This window comes from Amycolatopsis stemonae (assembly GCF_054781455.1).
This window is the reverse complement of record NZ_BAAGUJ010000003.1, coordinates 461,790-482,014: the sequence shown is the minus strand read 5'-3', so window position 1 is coordinate 482,014 and position 20,225 is coordinate 461,790. Positions and strand designations below refer to the sequence as shown.

The following is a 20,225-nucleotide window of genomic DNA, read 5'->3' as shown; positions in this document are numbered from 1 at the left end:
CCATTGCCCAGAACGATAACATGTTCTACTTTGAGGGCGTGGCACTCAACATCGCGGATCTTCTGGAGCACGCCGTCGACGCCGTGCCGGAGCGCGTCGCGGTCGTGTGCGGCGACCGGCGAGTCACCTTCGCCGAACTGGAGGCGCGGGCCAACCGGCTCGCCCACCACCTCGCCGCGCACGGCGTGGGACGCGGGTCCCACATCGGGGTCTATTCCCGCAACTCGATCGAGGCCCTGGAGGCGATGATCGCGGCGTACAAGCTGCGCGCGATCGCCGTCAACGTCAACTACCGCTACGTGCACGGGGAACTCGTCTACCTTTTCAACGACGCGGACCTCGTCGCGCTGGTGCACGAGAGAAGCTACGCCGACAAGGTGAAAGCCGCCCTGCCGGAGTCGCCGAAACTGAAACACGTTGTCGTGATCGACGACGAGAGCGACGGCGACTTCTCGAGCTACGGCGGCGTCGACTACGAAGCCGCCCTCGAGGCCCAGAGCCCCGAACGCGACTTCGAAGAGCGCAGCAACGACGACCTCTACATCCTCTACACCGGAGGCACCACCGGCTACCCGAAGGGCGTCCTCTGGCGCCACGAGGACATCTGGCGCGCGCTCGGCGGCGGCATCAACTTCGTCACCGGCGAGTACGTCCCGGACGAATGGACGCTCGCCGAGCAGGGCAAGTCCGGCAGCCTGACGCGCCTGCCCGCCGCGCCGCTGATCCACGGCGCCGCGCAGTGGGCCGCGTTCGGGGCGCTGTTCACCGGCAGCCCGGTGGTGTTCGTGCCGCGCTTCGACGCCCACGAGATCTGGAAGGCCGTGCAGGAGCACAAGGTCCAGGTCCTCACGATCGTCGGCGACGCGATGGCGCGGCCGCTGATCGAGGCGTTCCGCGAGGGCGATTACGACGCTTCGTCGGTCGTGGCGGTGTCGAGCCACGCCGCGCTGTTCTCGCAGTCGGTGAAGCAGGAGTTCGTCGAGCTCGTGCCGAACGCCGTGATCACGGACGCGATCGGCTCGTCGGAAAGCGGCTTCACCGGCATCGGCATGGTGGCGAAGGGCTCCGACCACAGCGCCGGCCCGCGGGTGAACTTCGGCAAGGACGCCATCCTGCTCGACGACGACGGCAACCTCGTCGAGCAGAAGCCCGGCGCAGTCGGGCTCATCGGGCGACGAGGGCACGTCCCGCTCGGCTACTACGGAGACCCCGAGAAGAGCAAGACGATCTTCGTCGAGGTCGACGGCGTCCGGTACGTCGTCCCGGGCGACTACGCCCGCTACGAAGAGGACGGCACGGTCACGCTGCTCGGCCGCGGCTCCCAGTGCGTCAACACCGGCGGCGAGAAGGTCTACCCGGAAGAGGTCGAGGGCGCGCTGAAGTCGCACCCCGACGTCTTCGACGCGCTCGTCATCGGCGTCCCGGACGACCGGCTCGGCCAGCGCGTCGCCGCCGTCGTCCAGTTGCGCGAAGGCGCCGCGCTCGATCTCGCCGCGCTCGAGGAGCACGTCCGGGGCGAGATCGCCGGGTACAAGGTGCCGCGCACCGTCTGGCTGGCCGACGAGATCGGCCGCTCGCCCAGCGGCAAGCCCGACTACCCGTGGGCCCAGCGCTACGCCGCCGACCACGAGCCCGCCACGGCCCAGCCCGTCTAGGAGGACACCACCAGTGCGGACATCCCTGTGCGACCGGCTCGGCATCGACCTGCCGATCATCGGGTTCACGCCCTCGGAGCACGTCGCCGCGGCGCTCAGCCGCGCCGGCGGGCTCGGCGTGCTCGGCTGCGTCCGGTTCAACGACGCCGCGGAGCTCGACCGGGTGCTCACCTGGATGGACGAGAACACCGGCGGCAAGCCGTACGGCGTCGACATCGTGATGCCGGCGAAGGTGCCCGCCGAGGGCACCCAGGTCGACCTGGCCAAGATGATCCCGGACGGCCACCGCGAGTTCGTCGACCGCGTCCTGAAGGAGCTGTCGGTGCCGCCGCTGCCGGACGACACCGACGAGCGCGCGGGCGTGCTCGGCTGGCTGCACTCGGTCGCCCGGTCGCACGTCGAGGTCGCGCTCAACCACCCGATCAAGCTGATCGCCAACGCGCTCGGCTCGCCGCCGCCCGACGTGATCGGCCAGTGTCACGACCGGGGCGTCCCGGTCGCGGCGCTCGCCGGGAAGGCCGAGCACGCGGTCCGGCACGTCGAAAACGGCGTCGACTTCGTGGTCGCGCAGGGCTACGAAGCCGGCGGGCACACCGGCGAGATCGCGTCGATGGTGCTGGTGCCGGAGATCGTCGACGCCGTCGACGTGCCGGTGCTCGCCGCCGGCGGGATCGGCTCCGGGCGGCAGATGGCCGCGGCGCTGGCGCTCGGCGCGTCCGGCGTCTGGATGGGCTCGATGTGGCTGGCCACGCGGGAGTACCTGCAGACGATGGCCGAGTCGGTGGCGATGCAGCAGGCGCTCGTCGCGGCGACGTCGTCGGACACCGTCCGGACGCGGATCTACACGGGCAAGCCGGCCCGGCTGCTCAAGACCCGCTGGACGGAGGCGTGGGCCGCGGCCGACGCGCCCGAGCCGTTGCCCATGCCGCTGCAGAACCTGCTGGTTTCCCACGCCCACAACCGGATCCACGCGGCCAACGACCCGAGCGTGGTGTCGATGCCGGTCGGCCAGATCGTCGGGCGGATGAACGAGGTGCGCCCGGTCGCCGACGTCGTCGCGGACCTGGTGCACGGCTACGAAGAAGCACTGTCCCGTTTGGACAAGACGCGCTGAGAGGGGGCCCGCCGCGGCGGGCCCCCTCGGCGTGGAAGCGGCTAAAGACCGGAGGCGGCCGCGGCGATCTTCGACGCGAACGTGCTCACCTCGGTGTAGACGCCGGGGGCGTGCGCGCGGGCGCAGCCGTCACCCCAGCTGACGATGCCGACCTGGATCCACGCGCCGGCGTTGTCGCGGCGGAACATCGGGCCGCCGGAGTCGCCCTGGCAGGTGTCGACGCCGCCGGCGGCGAGGTTGCCCGCACAGATCTCGGCGCTCGGGATCAGGTCGGGGTAGCTGCCGCCCTGGGCCTGGCAGGTGGCGTCGTCGACGAACGGGACCGTCGCCTTGAGCAGGTACCGCTGCTGCGCGCCGCCTTCGCGGGCCGCGCCCCAGCCGGCCACGGTGAACGTGCCGGTGTTGTACGTCGCCGTCGTCGCGATCGGCAGCGTCGCCTGGCCGCTCACCGGGCTGGCCAGCTTGATCAGCGCCCAGTCGCCGCCGGTCGAGGTGCCGTAGGTGGGGGACTGGTAGACGTAGGTCGACTTGATCTTCTGCGCGCTGGTGCTGTTGAGGTCGACCACGCCGATCGTGGCCGTGATCGAGGTGTTCGCCCCCGTCCGGCTGACGCAGTGCGCGGCGGTGAGGACGATCTGCTTGGTGTAGAGCGCGCCGCCGCAGCCCATGGACAACCGCACCATGAACGGGAATTCGCCCTGGGCGGCCCGGGTCCCGCCGACGACGTCGGTGGACGGCGGCTGGGCGGCGGTGGCGATCGCCGGGGTGGCCAGCGCCGCGGCCGCGGCGACCGCGGCCAGTGCGGTGGTGGCGTTTCTGAGCAGGGTGAACCAGCGCTTGGGAGCCAAGGGGATCAGTCCTTCCAGTGTCCACAGTGGAGGCCGAACTCGAGAGTGGCCCCTTGACTACACCAGGTGCTCACATACCGGGACAACCGACTTTCTTCGGATGTTTCGGGCGGTTGGGTGATTTCCGACCACCGGAACCGATTACGGCCGCCACCCGGCGTTCACCTGGGGTTTCCCGGACGTGAACACACGTCCGCCGGGGACGCAGAGCGCATCCGGGTGATCCTCTGCGTGACGGCCGTGTTACGCGCCACAGCGAACCACCGGGCATCCGGAAACCAATAGGGTCGGGTGCGTGCCCGCCCCTTCACGCCATTCCCGCCTGTCCGCCGACGGTCCCGTCCTCGACGGGATTCCCGAGCACGGCCGCGTCCCGCGCTACTACGCGGTGAAGGTCGAATTGCTGGCGGTGATCGCGGAACTCGGCGAAGGAGCGGTGCTGCCCACCGAGCGGGAACTGTGCGAGCGCTTCGAGGTGTCGCGGGCGACCGTGCGGCAGGCGGTCGCGGAGCTGGTGCTCGAGGGCAAGCTCAGCCGGCGCCAGGGGAGCGGCACGTACGTCGCGGGCCCGAAGCTCGTCCAGCCGCTGGCGCTGGTGAGCTACACCGAGGGACTGCGCCGCCAGGGCATCCGGCCGGGCCGGAACGTGATCACGCTGGAGCGGCGCCTGGCCGGCAGCGCCCTGGCCGCCGACCTCCAGGTCACCTCGGACGCCGAGGTCATCCACATCGAGCGGGTGCTGCTGGCCGACGAGGAGCGCGTCGGCCTGGAGTCGACATATCTCCTGGCCGAGCGGTTCCCGACGCTGCTCGAGGTGTTCAACCCGGAGCAGTCGCTCTACGCGTGCCTGAGCGAGAAGCTCGGTGTGGTCTTCGACGGCGCCGAGGAGCGCGTCGAGACGGTGCTGGCCACCCCGCGCGAGGCCCTGCTGATCGGCACCAACCCGGCCCTGCCGATGCTGCTGATGCACCGGATCTCCTGGGGCCCGGACGGCGCGCCGTTCGAGCGGGTCCGGTCGCTGTACCGCGGCGACCGCCTCAGCTTCGTGACCCGGCTCGGGCGCCCGGCCGACTGACTGTCACGTTCTCCCCGGCGGTTTCGTTCCTCCCGCACCACCGAAAAGGGAGGACGTCATGAACGCCGCGTTGTGGGCCGGCCAAGTGCTGCTGGCCGCGATCTTCGCCCTGTCGGGCGGGCTGAAGTCGACGATGTCCCGGCAGCGGATGCTCGAGACGGGCCAGACCGGGGCGGCGGCGTACCCGCTGCCGGTGGTCCGGTTCACGGCGATCTGCGAGCTGGTCGCCGTGGTGGGGCTGATCCTGCCGGTCTTGCTGGGCGTCGCGCCGGTGCTCACCGGCTGGGCGGCCGTCGGGCTGGCCGTGGTGATGGTGGGCGCGATGGCGATGCACGGCCGGCTGGCCGTGGTGGGGGAGAAGCCGGCCGAGTGGCGCAACGTGGGGGTGAACGCGCTGATCTTCGCGGTCTGCGTCTTCGTCGCCTTCGGAAGACTCTGATCGAGGTAACGGAACGATAACTCATCCGGTCCAATATTCGGTGCCCCTTCACCTGGCGTTCGCCGAGGGGCCAGCAGCCGTGCACGCGCTCCGGAGAGCGTGTGCGGCGTGCGAATCCTCATCGTGGGCGGCGGCGTGCTCGGCACGGCGCACGCCTGGCAGGCCGTCGAACGCGGTCACGAAGTCGTCCAGCTCGAACGCGAGCCCGAAGCGCGCGGAGCGTCCGTGCGGAACTTCGGGCTGGTCTGGGTCGGCGGCCGCGCGTCCGGCGTCGAGCTCGAGACGGCCCAGCGGGCGCGGCTCCTGTGGGAACGGATCGGCGAGCGCGTCCCGGCTCTCGGGTTCCGCGCCAACGGCTCGCTGACCGTCGTCCGGACCGAAGCCGAACTCGCCGTCGCGCGCGAAGTGGCGGAAGGTGCCGAAGCCGCCGAGCGTGGTTACAAGCTCCTCGACGCCGCCGAAGCGAAAGCGCTCAACCCGGCCCTGCGCGGCGACTTCGAAGCCGCGCTGTGGTGCGAGCGCGACGGCGCCGTCGAACCCCGCACCGCCCAGCCCGCCCTCCGCGCCGAACTCGCCAGGTCCGGCCGGTACACCTGGCTGCCGGGCCGGGAAGTCCGGCACCTGACCGGCACCGGCGTCGTCGACGACCGCGGTGAGCGGCACTACGGGGACGTCGTCCTCTTCTGCACCGGCGCCTGGCTCGGCGGGCTCGTCCGCGAACTCGCGGGGGAAACGCCCGTCCGGCGCGTCCGGCTGCAGATGGCCCAGACCGAGCCCCTCGGCGAGCCGCTCACCACCAGCGTCGCCGACGGCGACAGCTTCCGCTACTACCCGGCCTACCGCGGCGAAGCCCTCGACAGCCTCGAAGCCCGGCAACTCCAGGCCGAAGTCGCCCGGGCGAACCGCATGCAGCTCCTGCTCGTGCAGCGCCTCGACGGCTCGCTCACCATCGGCGACACCCACGAGTACGACGAGCCGTTCGGCTTCGACGTCACCGAAGACCCCTACGAGCACCTCGAAACCGTCGCCGGTGCGCTGCTCGGCCGGCCGCTGCCGCGCATCCGCCGCCGCTGGGCCGGGGTGTACGCGCAGACGGTCGACCCCGGCCGGATCGTGCACCGCGCCCGCGTCGCCGACCACGCCTACCTGGTCACCGGGCCGGGCGGGCGGGGCATGACCTGTTCCCCCGCCATCGCCGAAGACACCGCCGAGGAGCTGGGCCTGTGACCCCCGAACTCGTCGTCCTGGACATGGCCGGCACGACCGTCGCCGACGACGGCCTCGTCGTGAAGGCCTTCACCGCCGCCATCGAAACCCTCGGCGTGCCCGACGAGCAGCACGCCGAGATGCTGAAGTACGTCGTCGACACCATGGGCCAGTCGAAGATCACCGTCTTCCGCGCCCTCATGCGCGACGAAACCGAGGCGCAGCAAGCCAATTCCGCGTTCGAAGCCGCCTACGGGAACCTGGTGGCGGAGAGCAGGCCGGTCCCCGGTGCCGAGGACGTCATCCGCGGCCTGCGCGCAAACGGCGTCAAGGTCGCCTTCACCACCGGCTTCGCGCCCGTCACCCAGCAGGCCATCCTCGACTCCCTCGGCTGGCGCGACCTCGCCGACCTGGCACTCGCGCCCGGCGACGGCGTGCGCGGCCGTCCCTTCCCCGACCTCGTCCTCACCGCCGCGCTGCGGCTCGAAGTCACCGACGTGCGGCAGGTCGCCGTCGTCGGCGACACCGCGTCCGACGTCCGGTGCGGCCGCCGCGCCGGCGCGTCCGTCGTCGCGGGCGTCCTCACCGGCGCGGGCCGCCGCGAAGACCTCCTCGAAGCCACCCACATCCTCGACTCCGTGCGTGACCTCCCCAGCCTGCTCGAAGGAGCGAAATGAAGAAGACCCTGGCCGTCGTGCTCGCGACGGCGCTGACCGTCCTGCTGTCCGCCTGCGGCGGCACCGGCGCCGCGACCGCCGGCGGCAAGACCGTCACCGTGTACACAGTGGACGGACTGGAAGACTGGTACACCGCGAGGTTCGCCGAGTTCAAGCAGCAGACCGGCATCACCGTCGAGGCCGTCACGGCCGGCTCCGGTGAGGTCGCCTCGCGCGTCGAGAAGGAGAAGGCCAACACGAAGGCCGACGTCCTCGTCACGCTGCCGCCGTTCATCCAGCGCGTCGCCGGCCTGCTCCAGCCGTCCACCCCGCAGGGTGCGGACAAGGTGGCGGACAAGGACCCGCAGGGCCGCTTCTACGCGATGATGAACAACTACCTCAGCTTCATCCACAACGCGCAGGCCACACCGAAGACCTGGGACGACCTGCTCGACCCGAAGCTCAAGGGCAAGGTCCAGTACTCGACGCCCGGCGAGGCCGGCGACGGCACCGCCGTGCTCCTGCAACTGCAGCACGTCCTCGGCGAGCAGGGCGCGCTCGACTACCTCGGCAAGCTGGAGGCCAACAACGCCGGGCCGTCGTCGTCCACCGGGAAGCTGCAGCCCAAGGTCGCCAAGGGCGAGCTGCTGGTGGCCAACGGCGACGTCCAGATGAACCTCGCCGAGATCGCCAAGAGCGGCGGCTTCGACGTCTTCTTCCCGGCCGACGCCCAGGGCAAGCGGTCGACCTTCGCGCTGCCGTACTACGCCGGGCTCGTGACGAACGCGCCGCACCCGGACGAGGGCAAGAAGCTCCTCGACTTCCTGTTCTCGCCCGAGGTCCAGGCCAAGACGGCCGACGCGTTCGGCATCCCGGCCCGCTCCGACGTCACCGCCACCGGCGCGAACGCCGGCAAGATCAAGGCCGCGCTGCAGGGCGTCGACATCTGGACCCCGGACTGGACCGCCGTGCTCGGCAAGCTGGACGCCGACCTGGCCGCGTACAAGAAGGCCGTCGGCCGGTGACCCCGGCCGTCGAGTTCCGCGGTGTGTCCGTCCACTTCGGACGCACGACGGCGCTGGACTCCCTCGACCTGACGGTCGCCCGCGGCGAGACCCTGGCGGTGCTCGGGCCGTCCGGCTCCGGGAAGTCGACGGCGCTCAAGGCGCTCGCCGGGTTCGTCCGGCCGGGCGCCGGGCGGGTGTTCCTCAACGGCGAGGACGTCACCGACCTGCCACCGCACCGGCGCGGGCTCGGTGTCGTCGTGCAGAGCTACGCGCTGTTCCCGCACCTGCGCGTCGACGCCAACGTCGCCTTCGGGCTCAAGGCCCGGCGTGCCCCGCGCGGCGAGGTCACCCGGCGGGTCGCCGAGGTCCTCGACCTCGTCGGCATGGGCGGCTACGCCCGCCGGTTCCCGCGGGAGCTGTCGGGTGGGCAGCAGCAGCGCGTCGCGCTCGCCCGGGCGCTGGCGATCCGGCCCGACGTGCTGCTGCTCGACGAGCCACTGTCCGCTTTGGACGCCGCCCTGCGCGAGGACATGATCGCCGAACTGCTGCGGCTGCGGGCCGAGCTGCCGGACACCACGCTCGTCTACGTCACCCACGACCAGGGCGAGGCCCTGGCGCTGGCCGACCGGATCGCCGTCATGCGCGACGCGCGGCTGGTCGAAACCGGACCGTGCGAGCAGCTCTACCGGCGCCCGGCCACCGAATTCACCGCGAGCTTCCTCGGCGCGGCCAACCTCATCCCGGTCGACCTGGTCAGCGAGGGCCGGCCCGCCAAGGTCCGGCTCGGCGACCGCGTGCTGACCGCCGAACCGACCGGCGCGCTCGGCACCGGGCCGGTCGCGCTCGGGGTGCGCCCGCACCGCGTCGGCGTCGGCGAACCCGGCGGCGACGCGCTCCCGGCGCTGGTGCGCGCGGTGCAGTGGCGCGGCACCGGCTACCGCCTGGACCTGGAACTGACCGGCGGCGCCACGATCCGGGCCGAGGTGCCCGACGCCTTCGCCGTCGGCGCGTCGGTGGGCGTGTCGATCCCGGACGGCTGCCCCCTGGTCGGAGTCGCGCCATGACCGCTGTCCCGGTGACGGTCGTGGGGGAGAAACGGCGTTCTGACACAGTTTCTCCCTCACGAGGCGTGGTCTGGCTGCTGCCGCCGCTGGTGGTCGTCGTGGTGTTCTTCGGGTATCCGCTGGTGCTGGTGGCCGGGCAGTCGCTGACCACGGACGCCGGGTTCGGCCTGGGCGTCTGGGCCGAGGTGCTCGGCTCGGCGGAGTTCCGCGACGCGGCCGGGCAGACGGTGCTGCTCGCGCTGGGCGCCACCGCCGGCTGCGTGCTGCTCGGCACGTTCCTCGCCCTGGTCATCGCGTTCGTCCCGTTCCCGGGCGCGCGGACGCTGTCCCGGCTGGTCGACACCGTGCTCGCGTTCCCGTCGTTCCTCATCGCGCTGGCCTTCACGTTCCTCTACGGCAACGCGGGCGTGTTCGGCGCCGGCGAGTTCCTGTACTCGCCGTGGGGCGTGCTGCTGGCCGAGATCACGTTCTACACGCCGTTCGTGATGCGGCCGGCGCTCGCGGCGTTCGGGCAGGTCCCCGGCGTGCACCTGGACGTCGCCGCGTCGCTGGGCGCGCGTCCCGGGCGGGTGCTGCGGCAGGTCGTGCTGCCCGCCGCGCTGCCGTCGCTCGCGTCGGGCGCGTGCCTGACGCTGCTGCTCGCGCTGAACGAGTTCGGCATCGTCCTGTTCCTCGGCGCCAAGGGCGTCACGACGTTGCCGATGCTGGTTTACGGCAAGGGGATCGTCACGTTCGACTTCCCGGCGGCGAGCGTCGTCGCCCTGGTCGACGTCGCGATTTCGCTGCTGCTGTACGGGAGTTACCGGGTCCTGTCGGGAAGGGGGCGCGATGCTGCTGTGGACGCGGCGTAGCAAGGTGCTGCTGTGGCTGGTGTTCGGCGTGGTGTTCGCCGTCGTGGTCGCGGCCCCGCTCGTGATGATCGTGCTCGCGTCGTTCGCCGGGCACTGGACCGGCGTGCTTCCCGGCGGCTTCGGCCTCGGGCACTACACCGACGCGTTGTCGGGGGAGACGTTCGCGAGCCTCTCGGTGAGCATCCAGACCGGCGTCGTCGCGGGCGCGGCGGCCGTCCTGCTCGGCACGTGGGCGGCCCTGGCGGCCGAGACCACGCCGAAGCGGGTCCGGCAGCTCGCCGACACGCTCTTCCACCTGCCGATCGCGGTGCCGTCGGTGGTGCTCGGCCTGGCGCTGCTGGTGGCGTTCAGCCGGCCGCCGCTGGCGTTCAACGGGACGCGCTGGATCGTGCTGCTCGGGCACCTGCTGATCCTGCTGCCGTTCGCCTACAGCACGGTCTCGGCGGCGCTGGCCCGCGTCGACCCGCTGCTCGCGCAGGCCGCGGCGTCGCTCGGGGCCTCCCCCGTGCGGGTGCTGCTGCGGGTGCGCGTGCCGGTGCTGCTCCCGGCGATGACGGCGTCGGCGAGCCTCGCGCTGGCGATGTCGATGGGCGAGCTGGGCGCGACGATGATGCTGTACCCGCCGGACTGGCGCACGCTCCCGGCCGGCATCTTCGCCCTCACCGACCGCGGCCAGGTGTTCCTCGCCTCGGCGGCGACGGTCGTGCTGCTCGCGGTCACCCTCGCGGGGGTGGTTCTGCTCGGTCTGGTCCGCGGCCGGGCGGCTCATCGCTGAGGTGATGCAACCCGACGGGCGTCCGCTCCGTCCTGCAGGTATGCGCACATTGCTGGGTACGGGCCTGCTGCTGCTCACGCTGACCGCCTGCGGGGCCGGTTCCGCGGGCGCGCCGGCCGCGCCGGGCAGCACCGGGCCGGGAACACCGACGACGTCGGCCTCGGCGGCGCCGGGATCACCGGGGTCGCCGACGGCCGCGCCGCCGCCGTCGCAGACGGTCGGCCGCCCGACGCAGGGCATCGCCCCGGGCGACGACGTCATCGCGGAGTCGCAGGTCGACGCGCGCGGGCTGCCGGAGGGCTTCCCGCGCAGCCTGGTCCGCAGCACCGACGGCAGGACGCTGACGCTGCAGGCCGAGGAGGGCGGGTGCCGCAAGGTCTCGGCCCACGTCGGCGACCAGACGGCGCAGCAGGTCGTCGTGCTGGTCGCGATGACGACGGCGAAGAAGGGCCAGATGTGCCCGGACTACATCAAGGACGTCAGCATCCCGCTGCCCCTGACCGCGCCCCTCGGGTCGCGGACGGTCGTGCTCCGGCAGGGCTGAGGACCACCACCGACGCTGGGAGGGCGTCCCCGGGTTGCCCGGGGCCGCCCTCCCAGACCACGTCCGCGCCCGTTCCACGGAAAAGTGGCGGGGCGAATCGATCTTCGGTGCAACCGCGCGGCACCCGCGTTCCGTCTTCGGGGACATGAGGTACTTAGCGAAGGTGGCCGGGACAGGCGCGATCCTGCTGATGGCGACGGCCTGCGCCGGCCAGGAGATGTCCACCAGCCAACCGGCCGCCGGGGGAACCTCCGCGGCACCGAGCACCGGTCCGTCGGCGCCGCCGAGCGAGTCGGTGCTGCCGACCTCGCCGTCGGCGAACCCGCCGGGCAAACCCCGGCTGACCGTGCCCGAGGGCAGCGTCCCGGTGCCGCCGGACAAGATCGACGCCGCCGCTTTGCCGAAGAACTACCCGCACGAGGTGTGGACGGCCAACGGCGGCACGGTCCTCAACATCCGCGCCCAGGAGGGCGGCTGCGGTCACGCGCTCGGCGAAGCGGCCGAGCAGGCCGGCGACCACGTCGTCGTCAACCTGAGCGAGACCAAGGCGCAGACCGGCCAGATGTGCACCATGGACATCCGGTACCCGGTGATCTCGGTCGCGCTGGCCGCGCCGCTGGACCAGCGCACGGTCGTGCTGAAGACCACGCCGCCGAAGTGATCGCCCTGCCCTAGGCTCGGGTGATGGGAAGCCGCCAGGTCTCACGCACCGCGATCGTCGCCACGACCCCGGAGAAGATCTTCGGGCTCCTCGCCGATCCGGCCCAGCACCCGCTCATCGACGGATCCGGAACGGTCCGGGCCGCCCAGCCGGGCGGCCCGGACCGGCTCGTGCTCGGCGCCAAGTTCGGCATGGACATGAAGCTGGGCGCGTCGTACAAGATCCTCAACACCGTGGTCGAGTTCGAGGAAGGCCGCCTGATCGCCTGGCGGCACTTCAACGGGCACCGGTGGCGCTGGCGCCTCGAGCCCCTCGACGACGGCCGCACCGAAGTCACCGAGACCTTCGACTGGTCGACGGCGAAGTTCCCGCTGGCCATCAGCCTCAGCCCGTTCCCGCGCAAGAACGCCGAAGGCATCGAGAAGACCCTGGCACGGCTCACGGAGCTGTTCCCGGCCTGACGTGGGCCCACCCGAAATTAGTTGTACAGTGCTTAATATTGTCCGTGCAACTAATAGTGGGGATGCGGTGCCGCAGCCGGTGCGGCGGCGGGTGGTCCTGGCCATCTGCTGCCTGAGCCTGTTCATCGTCGGGCTCGACAACACGATCGTGAACCTCGCCCTGCCGTCGATCCGGCACGAGTTCGGCGCGTCGGTCTCGAGTCTGCAGTGGACGATCGACGCGTACACGCTCGTGCTGGCGAGCCTGCTCATGCTCTCCGGCTCGACGGCCGACCGGATCGGCAGGCGCCGGACGTTCCAGACCGGGCTCGCCCTGTTCAGCCTCGGCTCGCTGCTGTGCGGGGTCGCGCCGAACGTCGGGCTGCTCGTCGCGTTCCGCGCGCTGCAGGCGATCGGCGGGTCGATGCTCAACCCGGTCGCGCTGTCGATCGTCGCGAACGTCTTCACCGAGCCCCGCGAGCGCAGCCGCGCGATCGGCGTCTGGGCCGGGGTGAACGGCCTGAGCCTGGCCGTGGGGCCGGTGCTCGGCGGCGTGCTCGTCGACTGGGCCGGCTGGCGCTCGATCTTCTGGATCAACGTCCCGGTCGGCGTGGCCGCGATCGTGCTGACGGCCCTGTTCGTCCCGGAGTCCCGCGCCCCGCACCCGCGCCGGCCCGACGCGGTGGGGCAGCTGCTGGTGATCGTCCTGCTCGCTTCGCTGACGTACGGGATCATCGAAGGCCGCGGTTCGGGCGCGCCGGTGATGGTCGGCTGCTTCGCGATCGCCGCGGTGGCGCTGGCGGTCCTGCTGCGCTACGAACGCCGGCGCCGGGATCCGTTGCTGGAACTGAGGTTCTTCCGCAGTGTGCCGTTCTCGGGGGCGACGCTCACCGCGGTCGCCGGGTTCGCGGCGCTGTCGGGGTTCCTGTTCCTCACCACGTTGTACCTGCAGGAGACACGCGGGTTTTCCGTGCTGCACGCCGGGTTGCTGACGCTGCCGATGGCCGTGCTGACCGCGGTGGGCGCGCCGCTGTCGGGCCGCATGGTCGGCTCGCGCGGGCCCCGGCTGCCGTTGCTGGTGGCCGGCGCGGGGATCGCGGCGGCCGGGTTCGTGCTCGCGGGGATCGGCCCGGAAACGCCGCTTTCGCTGGTGGTGACGGGTTACGTGTGCTTCGGCGTCGGTTACGGCCTGCTCAACGCGCCGATCACGAACGCGGCGGTGTCCGGGATGCCGCGTGAGCGCGCGGGCCTCGCGGCGGCGGTCGCCTCGACCAGCCGCCAGGTGGGGACGTCGCTGGGGGTGGCGGTGATCGGCGCGGTCGTCGCGGCGTCCCCGGGGACGCCGCCGGGCACCGGCCAGGCGGTGTGGGTGATCGTCGCGGGCTGTGGCGTCCTGGTGTTCCTCCTCGGGCTCGCCACCACGACGCGCTGGGCCCTGGCGACCGCCGAGCGGGTCAATGGTCCGGACCACGCCCGGTCGAACTAGTCGAAACTGCTCCGAATCCCGGTGAACCGCCGCAGTTACCGAGCCGTATCCATGGTTGAGGTGGTGATCAGAGAGGAGGGGCACATGCCCCGGTTGAGCAGTGGTCGGCACCGCAAGCAGGCGACCGTCGGTCTGGCGGCGTTGCTGGGTGTTTCCGGCATCACCGCGACCGCCATCGCGCTGAGCAGTCCCGCGGGCAACGCGGCCGAAGCGCCCAAGGAGAACTGCGGCGGGCTCGACACCGCCCTGCAGAACAACCTGAACTTCATCGCCGGCCAGCAGGCGAACCCGGACGCGCAGTCGGCCGCGAGGATCGCCAACCGGCAGGCGGTGGTCAACCTGATCCAGCAGCGGCGGCAGGTCGCGGGCTGCACGGCGAACGTCGTCGCGAACAACGGCCAGGCCGCGCAGGCCCCGGCCCAGCAAGCTCCGGCCCAGCAGGCCCCGGCGCAGCAGGCGCCCGCGCAGCAGAACCAGGCGAACGCCGGCCAGACCGGTGATGTCGTGTGCAACGGTTCGACCGTGACACTCTCGGGCGAAGGTGGCGCGCCGGCCGCGTCGAGCAACCAGTTCCCGGCCGGGACCAAGCTGAAGGTGACCAACCTGGACAACTCGAAGTCCACCACGGTGGCGGTGACGTCGGTGTCGGGCAGCTGCGTGCTGCTCAACAACGCGGCCTTCGAACAGGTCCGGGAGCCCGGAAAGTTCCTCATCCGGCGGGCGCGGATCGAGCGCGTCGGCTGAGGGAGCAGGGAAGGTGGGGGACACCGGTGGCGGGCCGGTGTCCCCTTCCCTTGCGGGCTAACGGAAGCTGATCTGCAGGACCGGGTCGCCGGTGCTGGCGAAGAAGTCGTTGCCCTTGTCGTCGATGACGATGAACGCCGGGAAGTCCTCGACCTCGATCTTCCAGACGGCTTCCATGCCGAGTTCGGCGTACTCGAGGACGTCGACCTTCTTGATGCAGTCCTGCGCCAGGCGCGCGGCCGGGCCGCCGATCGAGCCGAGGTAGAACCCGCCGTGCGCCTGGCAGGCGTCGGTGACCTGCTTCGAGCGGTTCCCCTTGGCCAGCATGACGAGTGAGCCGCCGGCGGCCTGGAACTGCTCGACGTAGGAGTCCATCCGCCCGGCCGTCGTCGGCCCGAACGAGCCGGACGCGTAGCCCTCCGGCGTCTTCGCCGGCCCGGCGTAGTACACCGGGTGGTTCTTCAGGTAGTCCGGCATCTCCTCGCCGGCGTCGAGGCGCTCGGCGATCTTCGCGTGCGCGATGTCGCGGGCGACGACCAGCGGCCCGGTGAGCGAAAGCCGCGTCTTGACCGGCAGCTGCGAGAGCTGCGCGCGGATCTCGGCCATCGGCCGGTTGAGGTCGACGTTCACGACGTCGTCGGAGAGGTCCTCCTCGGTGACGTCGGGGAGGAAGCGGGCCGGGTCGCGCTCGAGCTGCTCGATGAACACGCCGTCGGCGGTGATCTTGGCCTTGGCCTGGCGGTCGGCGGAGCAGCTCACGGCGATGCCGACCGGGCAGGACGCGCCGTGGCGGGGGAGCCGGATGACGCGGACGTCGTGGCAGAAGTACTTGCCGCCGAACTGCGCGCCGATGCCGAACTGCCGGGTCATCTCCAGCACCTGCTGCTCGAGGTCCTGGTCGCGGAAGGCGTGGCCGAGCTCGGAGCCTTCGGCGGGGAGGTTGTCGAGGTAACGCGCGGAGGCCAGCTTCGCGACCTTGAGGTTGAACTCGGCCGACATCCCGCCGACGACGATCGCCAGGTGGTACGGCGGGCAGGCCGCGGTGCCGAGGCTGCGCAGCTTCTCGTCGAGGAACCGGGCGAGCCGCTTCGGGTTCAGGACCGCTTTGGTCTCTTGGTAGAGGAACGTCTTGTTGGCGCTGCCGCCGCCCTTGGCCATGAACAGGAACTCGTAGGACGGGTCGCCCTCTTTGTGGTACAGCTCGATCTGCGCCGGGAGGTTGGTGCCGGTGTTGCGCTCGTCCCAGAAGTTCACCGGCGCCATCTGCGAGTACCGCAGGTTCAGCTGCTGGTAGGCGTCGAAGATGCCCTGCGAGAGCGCGCGCTCGTCGTCACCGCCGGTGAGGACGCCTTCGCCGCGCTTGCCGATGACGATGGCGGTCCCGGTGTCCTGGCACATGGGGAGGACGCCCCCGGCGGAGATGGCGGCGTTGCGCAGGAGGTCCATGGCGACGAACCGGTCGTTGCCGGACGCCTCGGGGTCGTCGACGATCGCCCGCAGCTGCTGCAGGTGTGACGTGCGCAACAGGTGCTGGATGTCGGTGATGGCGGTGCGCGCGAGGGTGGTGAGCGCTTCCGGCTCGATCTTCAGGAAGGTCCGCCCGGCGGCTTCGACGGTCTCGACGCCCTCGGCGGTGACCAGCCGGTACTCGGTGGTGGTGTCCTTGCCCAGCGGGAGGACTTCGGTGTGCTGAAACGTGGTGGTGGACGGCACTGCCAGGCTCCTTTGCCAGCTCCGGGATCGGTCCACCCTACGCACGCTGTCCGGGTACCGGGCAGAGGCGTCCGGTCACTGTGGGCCACCCCACGTGGGCGCTGTGTTCGGCCGGTGGCCCGGTGGATCCGCTCGGTGAGTCCCGGCAACCCCGAAGTCTGATTGTGACTACGGCCGGCGGTACCGCGTCAAGGCGGGAAAGCGTGCCTTGACCCGGCACCGCCGGCCGTGTTCTGGCTTCGGATCGGGGTTGCGGGGAGGGCTGGCTTGGCGGGGGCGCTGGTGGGTCGGGTCGCTGCCGCTTGGTGGGGTGCGCGGTGGGTCGCTGCCGCTGACGGGGTGCGCGCGTGTGCCGCCTTCTGGCGTGCGTTCGCTGGAGTGGTCGGGAGGCCGGGTCCACCCCGACGGACCCGACCTCCCGGGGAAAGCTTCCGGATGCGTGCACATCCGGTTGCGAGGCCTGCGCCGGCACTGGGGGCCGCGTGACGCAGGTCATGGGTCGACGTCGCCGGGCGGGTGCTGGCGAGGGGTTGCTACCCGCGTCGGGCTGCGGTGAAACGCCTTCTTCGTGGAAAATTTTCGACCTCTGCGTAAGCCCAGGTCGTCGCTCTGCGCACACGGGCGCGCGCAAAAACGAGGGCGGGTGCGCCCATGCGCACCCGCCCTCGTTTCGTCTCTGGCTAGCTGGCGTAGGCGCGGAGACGGTCCGCGCGCTCGCCCTGGCGGAGCTTCGACATGACCTCGCGCTCGATCTGGCGGACGCGCTCGCGGGAGAGCCCGAAGTGCTTGCCGATCTGGTCGAGCGTGCGGGGCTGGCCGTCGTCGAGGCCGTAGCGCAGGCGGATCACGTGCTGCTCGCGGTCGTCCAGCGTCGCGAGGACGCGGCGCAGGTCATCCTGGAGCAGGCCCGAGATCACGGCGCTCTCGGCGTCGGTCGCCTCCGAGTCCTCGATGAAGTCACCGAGCGGGGCGTCCTCCTCCGTGCCGACCGGCATGTCGAGGCTTACCGGGTCGCGCGAGTGGTCGAGCAGGTCCGAGATCTTGTGGGCCGGGATGCCCGACTCGGCCGCCAGCTCCTCGTGCGTCGCGTCGCGCCCGAGCTGCTGGTGCAGGTCGCGCTTGATGCGGGCCAGCTTGTTGACCTGCTCCACCAGGTGGACCGGGAGCCGGATGGTGCGGCCCTGGTCGGCCATCCCCCGGGTGATGGCCTGGCGGATCCACCAGGTCGCGTAGGTCGAGAACTTGAACCCCTTGGAGTAGTCGAACTTCTCCACCGCGCGGATCAGGCCCAGGTTCCCCTCCTGGATCAGGTCGAGCAGCGGCATCCCCCGGCCGGTGTAGCGCTTGGCGAGCGAGACCACCAGGCGGAGGTTGGCCTCCAGCAGGTGGTTCTTGGCCACGTGGCCGTCGCGGACCAGGGCGGACAGCTCCTTGCGGCGCTTCGGGGTGAGGTTCTCCCCGGTGTCCAGCATGTGCTGGGCGAAGACGCCGGCTTCGATGCGCTTGGCGAGCTCGACCTCGTCGGCCGCGGACAGCAGGGCCGTCTTGCCGATGCCGTTGAGGTAGACGCGCACGAGGTCGGCGGCGGGGCTCTGGGCGTCGAGGTCGGCGTCGGTGAGCGCCCCCACGCTCACGGGCGGCTCCTCGGACGTCTGAGCCGGGATGCGCTCGCGAATCCCGCGCGACTCGCGTTCGAGAGTCTGGACTGACATTCTGCCTCCCCGGTCACGGGCTGAACGTGCTGCTGCGGTTCGTCCACCGGGTGCGTACCCGCGACCGGGGCCTGTGGAACCCGGTACGCCGGTCCGGCCGGCTTGGCTGGACATCTGGCACAACGCTCCGGGTTTCCAAAACGTTCCCGGCTCGCCTGAAAAGGAGACGGCTGCCGGGGCGCTCCGGTTGCTCGACCATTGCTGAGCTTTTGCTGAGAACCTCCGGGGGCCGGGAAACCTGAGAATCCGATGTGAATCGGGTCAAGGCGTGAACCGGGACGCGGTGGTCTAGACCTCTACGAGAACCGTGAACGGACCGTCGTTGACGCTCGAGACCGCCATCATCGCCCCGAAACGGCCCGTCGCGACGGTGGCGCCGCGGCCGCGCAGCTCGGCCACGACGGCGTCCACCAACGGCTCGGCGAGCTCCGGCCGGGCGGCCTGCGTCCACGACGGCCGGCGCCCTTTCTTCGTGTCTCCGTAGAGGGTGAACTGGCTCACCACGAGCAGTGGTGCATTCGCCGTGGCGCATGATTCCTCGTCACGCAGCACGCGCAGCTCGTGCAATTTGCGCGCCATCGTCACGGCCTTCGCCGCGTCGTCGTCCGCGTGGATTCCCAGCAGCACAAGCAAACCCGGCTCGTCGATCGCCCCGACGACCTCACCCGCGACGGTGACGTCCGCCCGGGTGACGCGGGCCGCGACGGCCCTCACCGGCCCGCCGGGACGAGCATGCCGTGCCGGACGAGCTCGCGGACGACGGGCAGCGCGGTGGCGGCCAGCTCCGCGGCATCGAGCCCTTGGGAGAACGCGAGGAGCTCGATCAGGTCCTCCAGCGGCAGTGCGCCACGACACCCCGCGAGCAGGCGCGCGGCGAGGTCGTCGACCTCGTGCTGCCAGCCCGGCCCGTCGGTGCGGTGCAGCCGCCGGATCTGCGTGGTCCAGCCTTCGTCGCCCGGTTCCTCGACGCTTTCCAGCAGAACCGTGTCCGGCACCACAAAACGGACATACAGGAGGGAATCGCCGGATTCGCGCAGCCATTCGACGCGGTCGAGCCAGTTCGCCGCCTCCGGGCCCAGCGGGTCGTCGTAGGCCTGGCGCAGGTCTTCGCACACCACCGTCGGGGTCCGCCCGGCGGCCCGGCGGAGGGTGACGAAGCCGAAGCCGATGCCCCGGACGTCGTTCGCCGCTAACCAGTCGAGCCATGCCGCCGCCTTCGCCCGGCCCTCCGGCGAGCGCGGGTCGAGACCCGCGTCACGCAGCCAGGTGCCGACGTAGAGCGCCGGATCGGCGACGTCGCGCTGGACGAACCAGGCGTCGGTCTCGGCGGGCAGCCAGCGGCTCACCCGGTCGGCCCAGTCCTCGGTGCCGGTGTGCAGCCAGGAGGCCAGCAGCTGGCCGACGCCGCCGTCGTTGAGGAACCCCGGCAGCTGCCGCACGACCAGCGCGCTCGCGTCGTCGCCGGCCAGGCCGGAGTCGCGGTAGGTGTAGTCCACCCGGGCCGGGCCGACCACGAACGGCGGGTTGCAGACGACCTGGTCGAACTTCCGGCGCGCGACCGGGCCGAACCACTCGCCACGCACCAGTTCGACGTCGAGCTCGTTCAGCCGGAACGTCGCCGCAGCCAGCGCGAGCGCCCGTTCCGAGACGTCGGTCGCGGTCACGCGCTGGGCGTGCCGGGTCGCGTGCAGCGCCTGGACGCCGTTGCCGGTGCCCAGGTCGAGCAGGGTGCCCACGGGCCGGCGGCTGGTCGCGCGGATCAGCGACAGCGACGCGTGCCCGACGCCGAGCACGTGGTCTTCGGGCACGGTCCGGCCCAGCACGTCGGCGTCGAGGTCGGACACGACCCACCAGGAACCCTCGTCGTCGCCGTGCGGCCGGATGTCGAGCGCCGCGCGGTAGCCGTCCTGGACCTCCGAGAGCACTCCCGCGGCGACGGCGTCCTCGGGGGAAAGCGGCGCGAAGGCGGCCTTGACCGCCGTCTCCGGCTCGGTCCCGCCGAGCAGGAACAGCCGGATCAGCGTGCCGAGGTCGCCCGCGTCCCGGCTCTCGCGCTCGGCGGGCACCGGCTCACCGCGGCCGAGCGCCGCGTGCGCGGCCCCGCCGAGGGCGGCCACCACGCCGTCGGCGTCGTAGGAGGTGCGCCGGAAGGCCTCGCGCAGCCGCGCGCAGACGTCTTCGGACAGGTCGGGCAGTACGCTTCGCGTGCTCACGGTGGGTAATGCTGCCACGATG

20 protein-coding genes are annotated in these 20,225 nt (G+C 71.5%); 15 read left to right on the top strand and 5 right to left on the bottom strand.

All coding sequences use genetic code 11. From position 1 onward, the window contains the following. Positions 1 to 38 precede the first annotated feature (38 nt). Both ACYVLJ_RS14040 and ACYVLJ_RS14035 read left to right on the top strand, forming a co-directional pair. Positions 39 to 1,655 (top strand): acyl-CoA synthetase, encoded by a 1,617-nt coding sequence (locus tag ACYVLJ_RS14040; protein ID WP_460438917.1) that lies wholly within the window; start codon positions 39 to 41, stop codon positions 1,653 to 1,655. 13 nt (positions 1,656 to 1,668) lie between these two features. Further along, the gene (locus tag ACYVLJ_RS14035; RefSeq protein ID WP_451973526.1) at positions 1,669 to 2,769 is read left to right on the top strand and encodes an NAD(P)H-dependent flavin oxidoreductase; all 1,101 of its coding nucleotides are present in this window, start codon (positions 1,669 to 1,671) and stop codon (positions 2,767 to 2,769) included. A gap of 41 nt (positions 2,770 to 2,810) precedes the next feature. Here the strand turns inward: ACYVLJ_RS14035 and ACYVLJ_RS14030 are convergent, their stop codons facing one another. Further along, positions 2,811 to 3,617, bottom strand: a complete 807-nt coding sequence (locus tag ACYVLJ_RS14030) for a S1 family peptidase (RefSeq protein ID WP_460438916.1) — start codon at positions 3,615 to 3,617, stop codon at positions 2,811 to 2,813. 295 nt (positions 3,618 to 3,912) lie between these two features. Here ACYVLJ_RS14030 and ACYVLJ_RS14025 point away from each other — a divergent pair, with 295 nt between their 5' ends. The 13 genes from ACYVLJ_RS14025 (at position 3,913) to ACYVLJ_RS13965 (ending at position 14,565) form a co-directional block, all read left to right on the top strand. After that, positions 3,913 to 4,692, top strand: a complete 780-nt coding sequence (locus tag ACYVLJ_RS14025) for a GntR family transcriptional regulator (RefSeq protein WP_451973522.1) — start codon at positions 3,913 to 3,915, stop codon at positions 4,690 to 4,692. Positions 4,693 to 4,750: 58 nt separating this feature from the next. Then, positions 4,751 to 5,131 (top strand): DoxX family protein, encoded by a 381-nt coding sequence (locus ACYVLJ_RS14020; protein WP_460438915.1) that lies wholly within the window; start codon positions 4,751 to 4,753, stop codon positions 5,129 to 5,131. A gap of 108 nt (positions 5,132 to 5,239) precedes the next feature. Further along, positions 5,240 to 6,358: a TIGR03364 family FAD-dependent oxidoreductase gene (locus tag ACYVLJ_RS14015; protein ID WP_460438914.1), complete on the top strand. Its 1,119-nt coding sequence runs from the start codon at positions 5,240 to 5,242 to the stop codon at positions 6,356 to 6,358. Then, positions 6,355 to 7,014, top strand: coding sequence for a phosphonatase-like hydrolase (locus ACYVLJ_RS14010; RefSeq protein WP_460438913.1), 660 nt, complete (start codon positions 6,355 to 6,357; stop codon positions 7,012 to 7,014). The genes ACYVLJ_RS14015 and ACYVLJ_RS14010 overlap by 4 nt, the downstream gene beginning before the upstream one ends. Beyond that, on the top strand, positions 7,011 to 8,018 hold the full coding sequence (locus ACYVLJ_RS14005) for a type 2 periplasmic-binding domain-containing protein (RefSeq protein WP_460438912.1): 1,008 nt from the start codon (positions 7,011 to 7,013) through the stop codon (positions 8,016 to 8,018). Before ACYVLJ_RS14010 ends, ACYVLJ_RS14005 begins: the two co-directional genes overlap by 4 nt. After that, positions 8,015 to 9,064: an ABC transporter ATP-binding protein gene (locus ACYVLJ_RS14000; protein WP_451973513.1), complete on the top strand. Its 1,050-nt coding sequence runs from the start codon at positions 8,015 to 8,017 to the stop codon at positions 9,062 to 9,064. Before ACYVLJ_RS14005 ends, ACYVLJ_RS14000 begins: the two co-directional genes overlap by 4 nt. Next, positions 9,061 to 9,915, top strand: a complete 855-nt coding sequence (locus ACYVLJ_RS13995) for a 2-aminoethylphosphonate ABC transporter permease subunit (protein WP_451973511.1) — start codon at positions 9,061 to 9,063, stop codon at positions 9,913 to 9,915. The genes ACYVLJ_RS14000 and ACYVLJ_RS13995 overlap by 4 nt, the downstream gene beginning before the upstream one ends. Next, positions 9,893 to 10,690 carry an ABC transporter permease gene (locus tag ACYVLJ_RS13990; protein WP_460438911.1) on the top strand — a complete coding sequence of 266 codons (798 nt, stop codon included), beginning with the start codon at positions 9,893 to 9,895 and terminating at the stop codon, positions 10,688 to 10,690. The genes ACYVLJ_RS13995 and ACYVLJ_RS13990 overlap by 23 nt, the downstream gene beginning before the upstream one ends. A 40-nt stretch (positions 10,691 to 10,730) precedes the next feature. Continuing rightward, positions 10,731 to 11,234, top strand: coding sequence for a hypothetical protein (locus ACYVLJ_RS13985; protein WP_451973507.1), 504 nt, complete (start codon positions 10,731 to 10,733; stop codon positions 11,232 to 11,234). A gap of 163 nt (positions 11,235 to 11,397) precedes the next feature. Further along, complete coding sequence (locus tag ACYVLJ_RS13980; protein ID WP_460438910.1) at positions 11,398 to 11,895, top strand: hypothetical protein; 498 nt, start codon at positions 11,398 to 11,400, stop codon at positions 11,893 to 11,895. Positions 11,896 to 11,918: 23 nt separating this feature from the next. After that, positions 11,919 to 12,356 carry an SRPBCC family protein gene (locus ACYVLJ_RS13975; protein ID WP_451973505.1) on the top strand — a complete coding sequence of 146 codons (438 nt, stop codon included), beginning with the start codon at positions 11,919 to 11,921 and terminating at the stop codon, positions 12,354 to 12,356. A 67-nt stretch (positions 12,357 to 12,423) separates the two neighbouring features. Continuing rightward, positions 12,424 to 13,821 (top strand): MFS transporter, encoded by a 1,398-nt coding sequence (locus tag ACYVLJ_RS13970; RefSeq protein ID WP_451973503.1) that lies wholly within the window; start codon positions 12,424 to 12,426, stop codon positions 13,819 to 13,821. A gap of 84 nt (positions 13,822 to 13,905) precedes the next feature. Beyond that, the gene (locus tag ACYVLJ_RS13965) at positions 13,906 to 14,565 is read left to right on the top strand and encodes an RlpA-like double-psi beta-barrel domain-containing protein (protein WP_451973502.1); all 660 of its coding nucleotides are present in this window, start codon (positions 13,906 to 13,908) and stop codon (positions 14,563 to 14,565) included. Positions 14,566 to 14,622: 57 nt separating this feature from the next. Here ACYVLJ_RS13965 and ACYVLJ_RS13960 read toward each other — a convergent pair whose 3' ends face one another. The 4 genes from ACYVLJ_RS13960 to ACYVLJ_RS13945 all read right to left on the bottom strand — a co-directional run bounded on the left by ACYVLJ_RS13960 (position 14,623) and on the right by ACYVLJ_RS13945 (position 20,203). Then, positions 14,623 to 16,278, bottom strand: a complete 1,656-nt coding sequence (locus ACYVLJ_RS13960) for a fumarate hydratase (RefSeq protein WP_460438909.1) — start codon at positions 16,276 to 16,278, stop codon at positions 14,623 to 14,625. Positions 16,279 to 16,958: 680 nt separating this feature from the next. Next, entirely contained in the window at positions 16,959 to 17,990 is a 1,032-nt protein-coding gene (locus tag ACYVLJ_RS13955; RefSeq protein ID WP_451973498.1) for a sigma-70 family RNA polymerase sigma factor, read from the bottom strand. A 288-nt stretch (positions 17,991 to 18,278) separates the two neighbouring features. After that, positions 18,279 to 18,704, bottom strand: coding sequence for a D-aminoacyl-tRNA deacylase (dtd, locus tag ACYVLJ_RS13950; RefSeq protein WP_451973496.1), 426 nt, complete (start codon positions 18,702 to 18,704; stop codon positions 18,279 to 18,281). Beyond that, positions 18,701 to 20,203: a DUF7782 domain-containing protein gene (locus ACYVLJ_RS13945; RefSeq protein ID WP_460438908.1), complete on the bottom strand. Its 1,503-nt coding sequence runs from the start codon at positions 20,201 to 20,203 to the stop codon at positions 18,701 to 18,703. The genes dtd and ACYVLJ_RS13945 overlap by 4 nt, the downstream gene beginning before the upstream one ends. Positions 20,204 to 20,225 lie beyond the last annotated feature (22 nt).

Bases quoted from the DNA above. Each gene is read 5' to 3' on its own strand.
- ACYVLJ_RS13990 (WP_460438911.1), top strand. From the start codon at position 9,893: ATGCTGCTGTGGACGCGGCGTAGCAAGGTGCTGCTGTGGCTGGTGTTC.
- ACYVLJ_RS13975 (WP_451973505.1), top strand. From the start codon at position 11,919: ATGGGAAGCCGCCAGGTCTCACGCACCGCGATCGTCGCCACGACCCCG.
- ACYVLJ_RS14005 (WP_460438912.1), top strand. From the start codon at position 7,011: ATGAAGAAGACCCTGGCCGTCGTGCTCGCGACGGCGCTGACCGTCCTG.
- ACYVLJ_RS13965 (WP_451973502.1), top strand. From the start codon at position 13,906: ATGCCCCGGTTGAGCAGTGGTCGGCACCGCAAGCAGGCGACCGTCGGT.
- ACYVLJ_RS13955 (WP_451973498.1), bottom strand. From the start codon at position 17,990: ATGTCAGTCCAGACTCTCGAACGCGAGTCGCGCGGGATTCGCGAGCGC.
- ACYVLJ_RS13995 (WP_451973511.1), top strand. From the start codon at position 9,061: ATGACCGCTGTCCCGGTGACGGTCGTGGGGGAGAAACGGCGTTCTGAC.
- ACYVLJ_RS14020 (WP_460438915.1), top strand. From the start codon at position 4,751: ATGAACGCCGCGTTGTGGGCCGGCCAAGTGCTGCTGGCCGCGATCTTC.
- ACYVLJ_RS13985 (WP_451973507.1), top strand. From the start codon at position 10,731: ATGCGCACATTGCTGGGTACGGGCCTGCTGCTGCTCACGCTGACCGCC.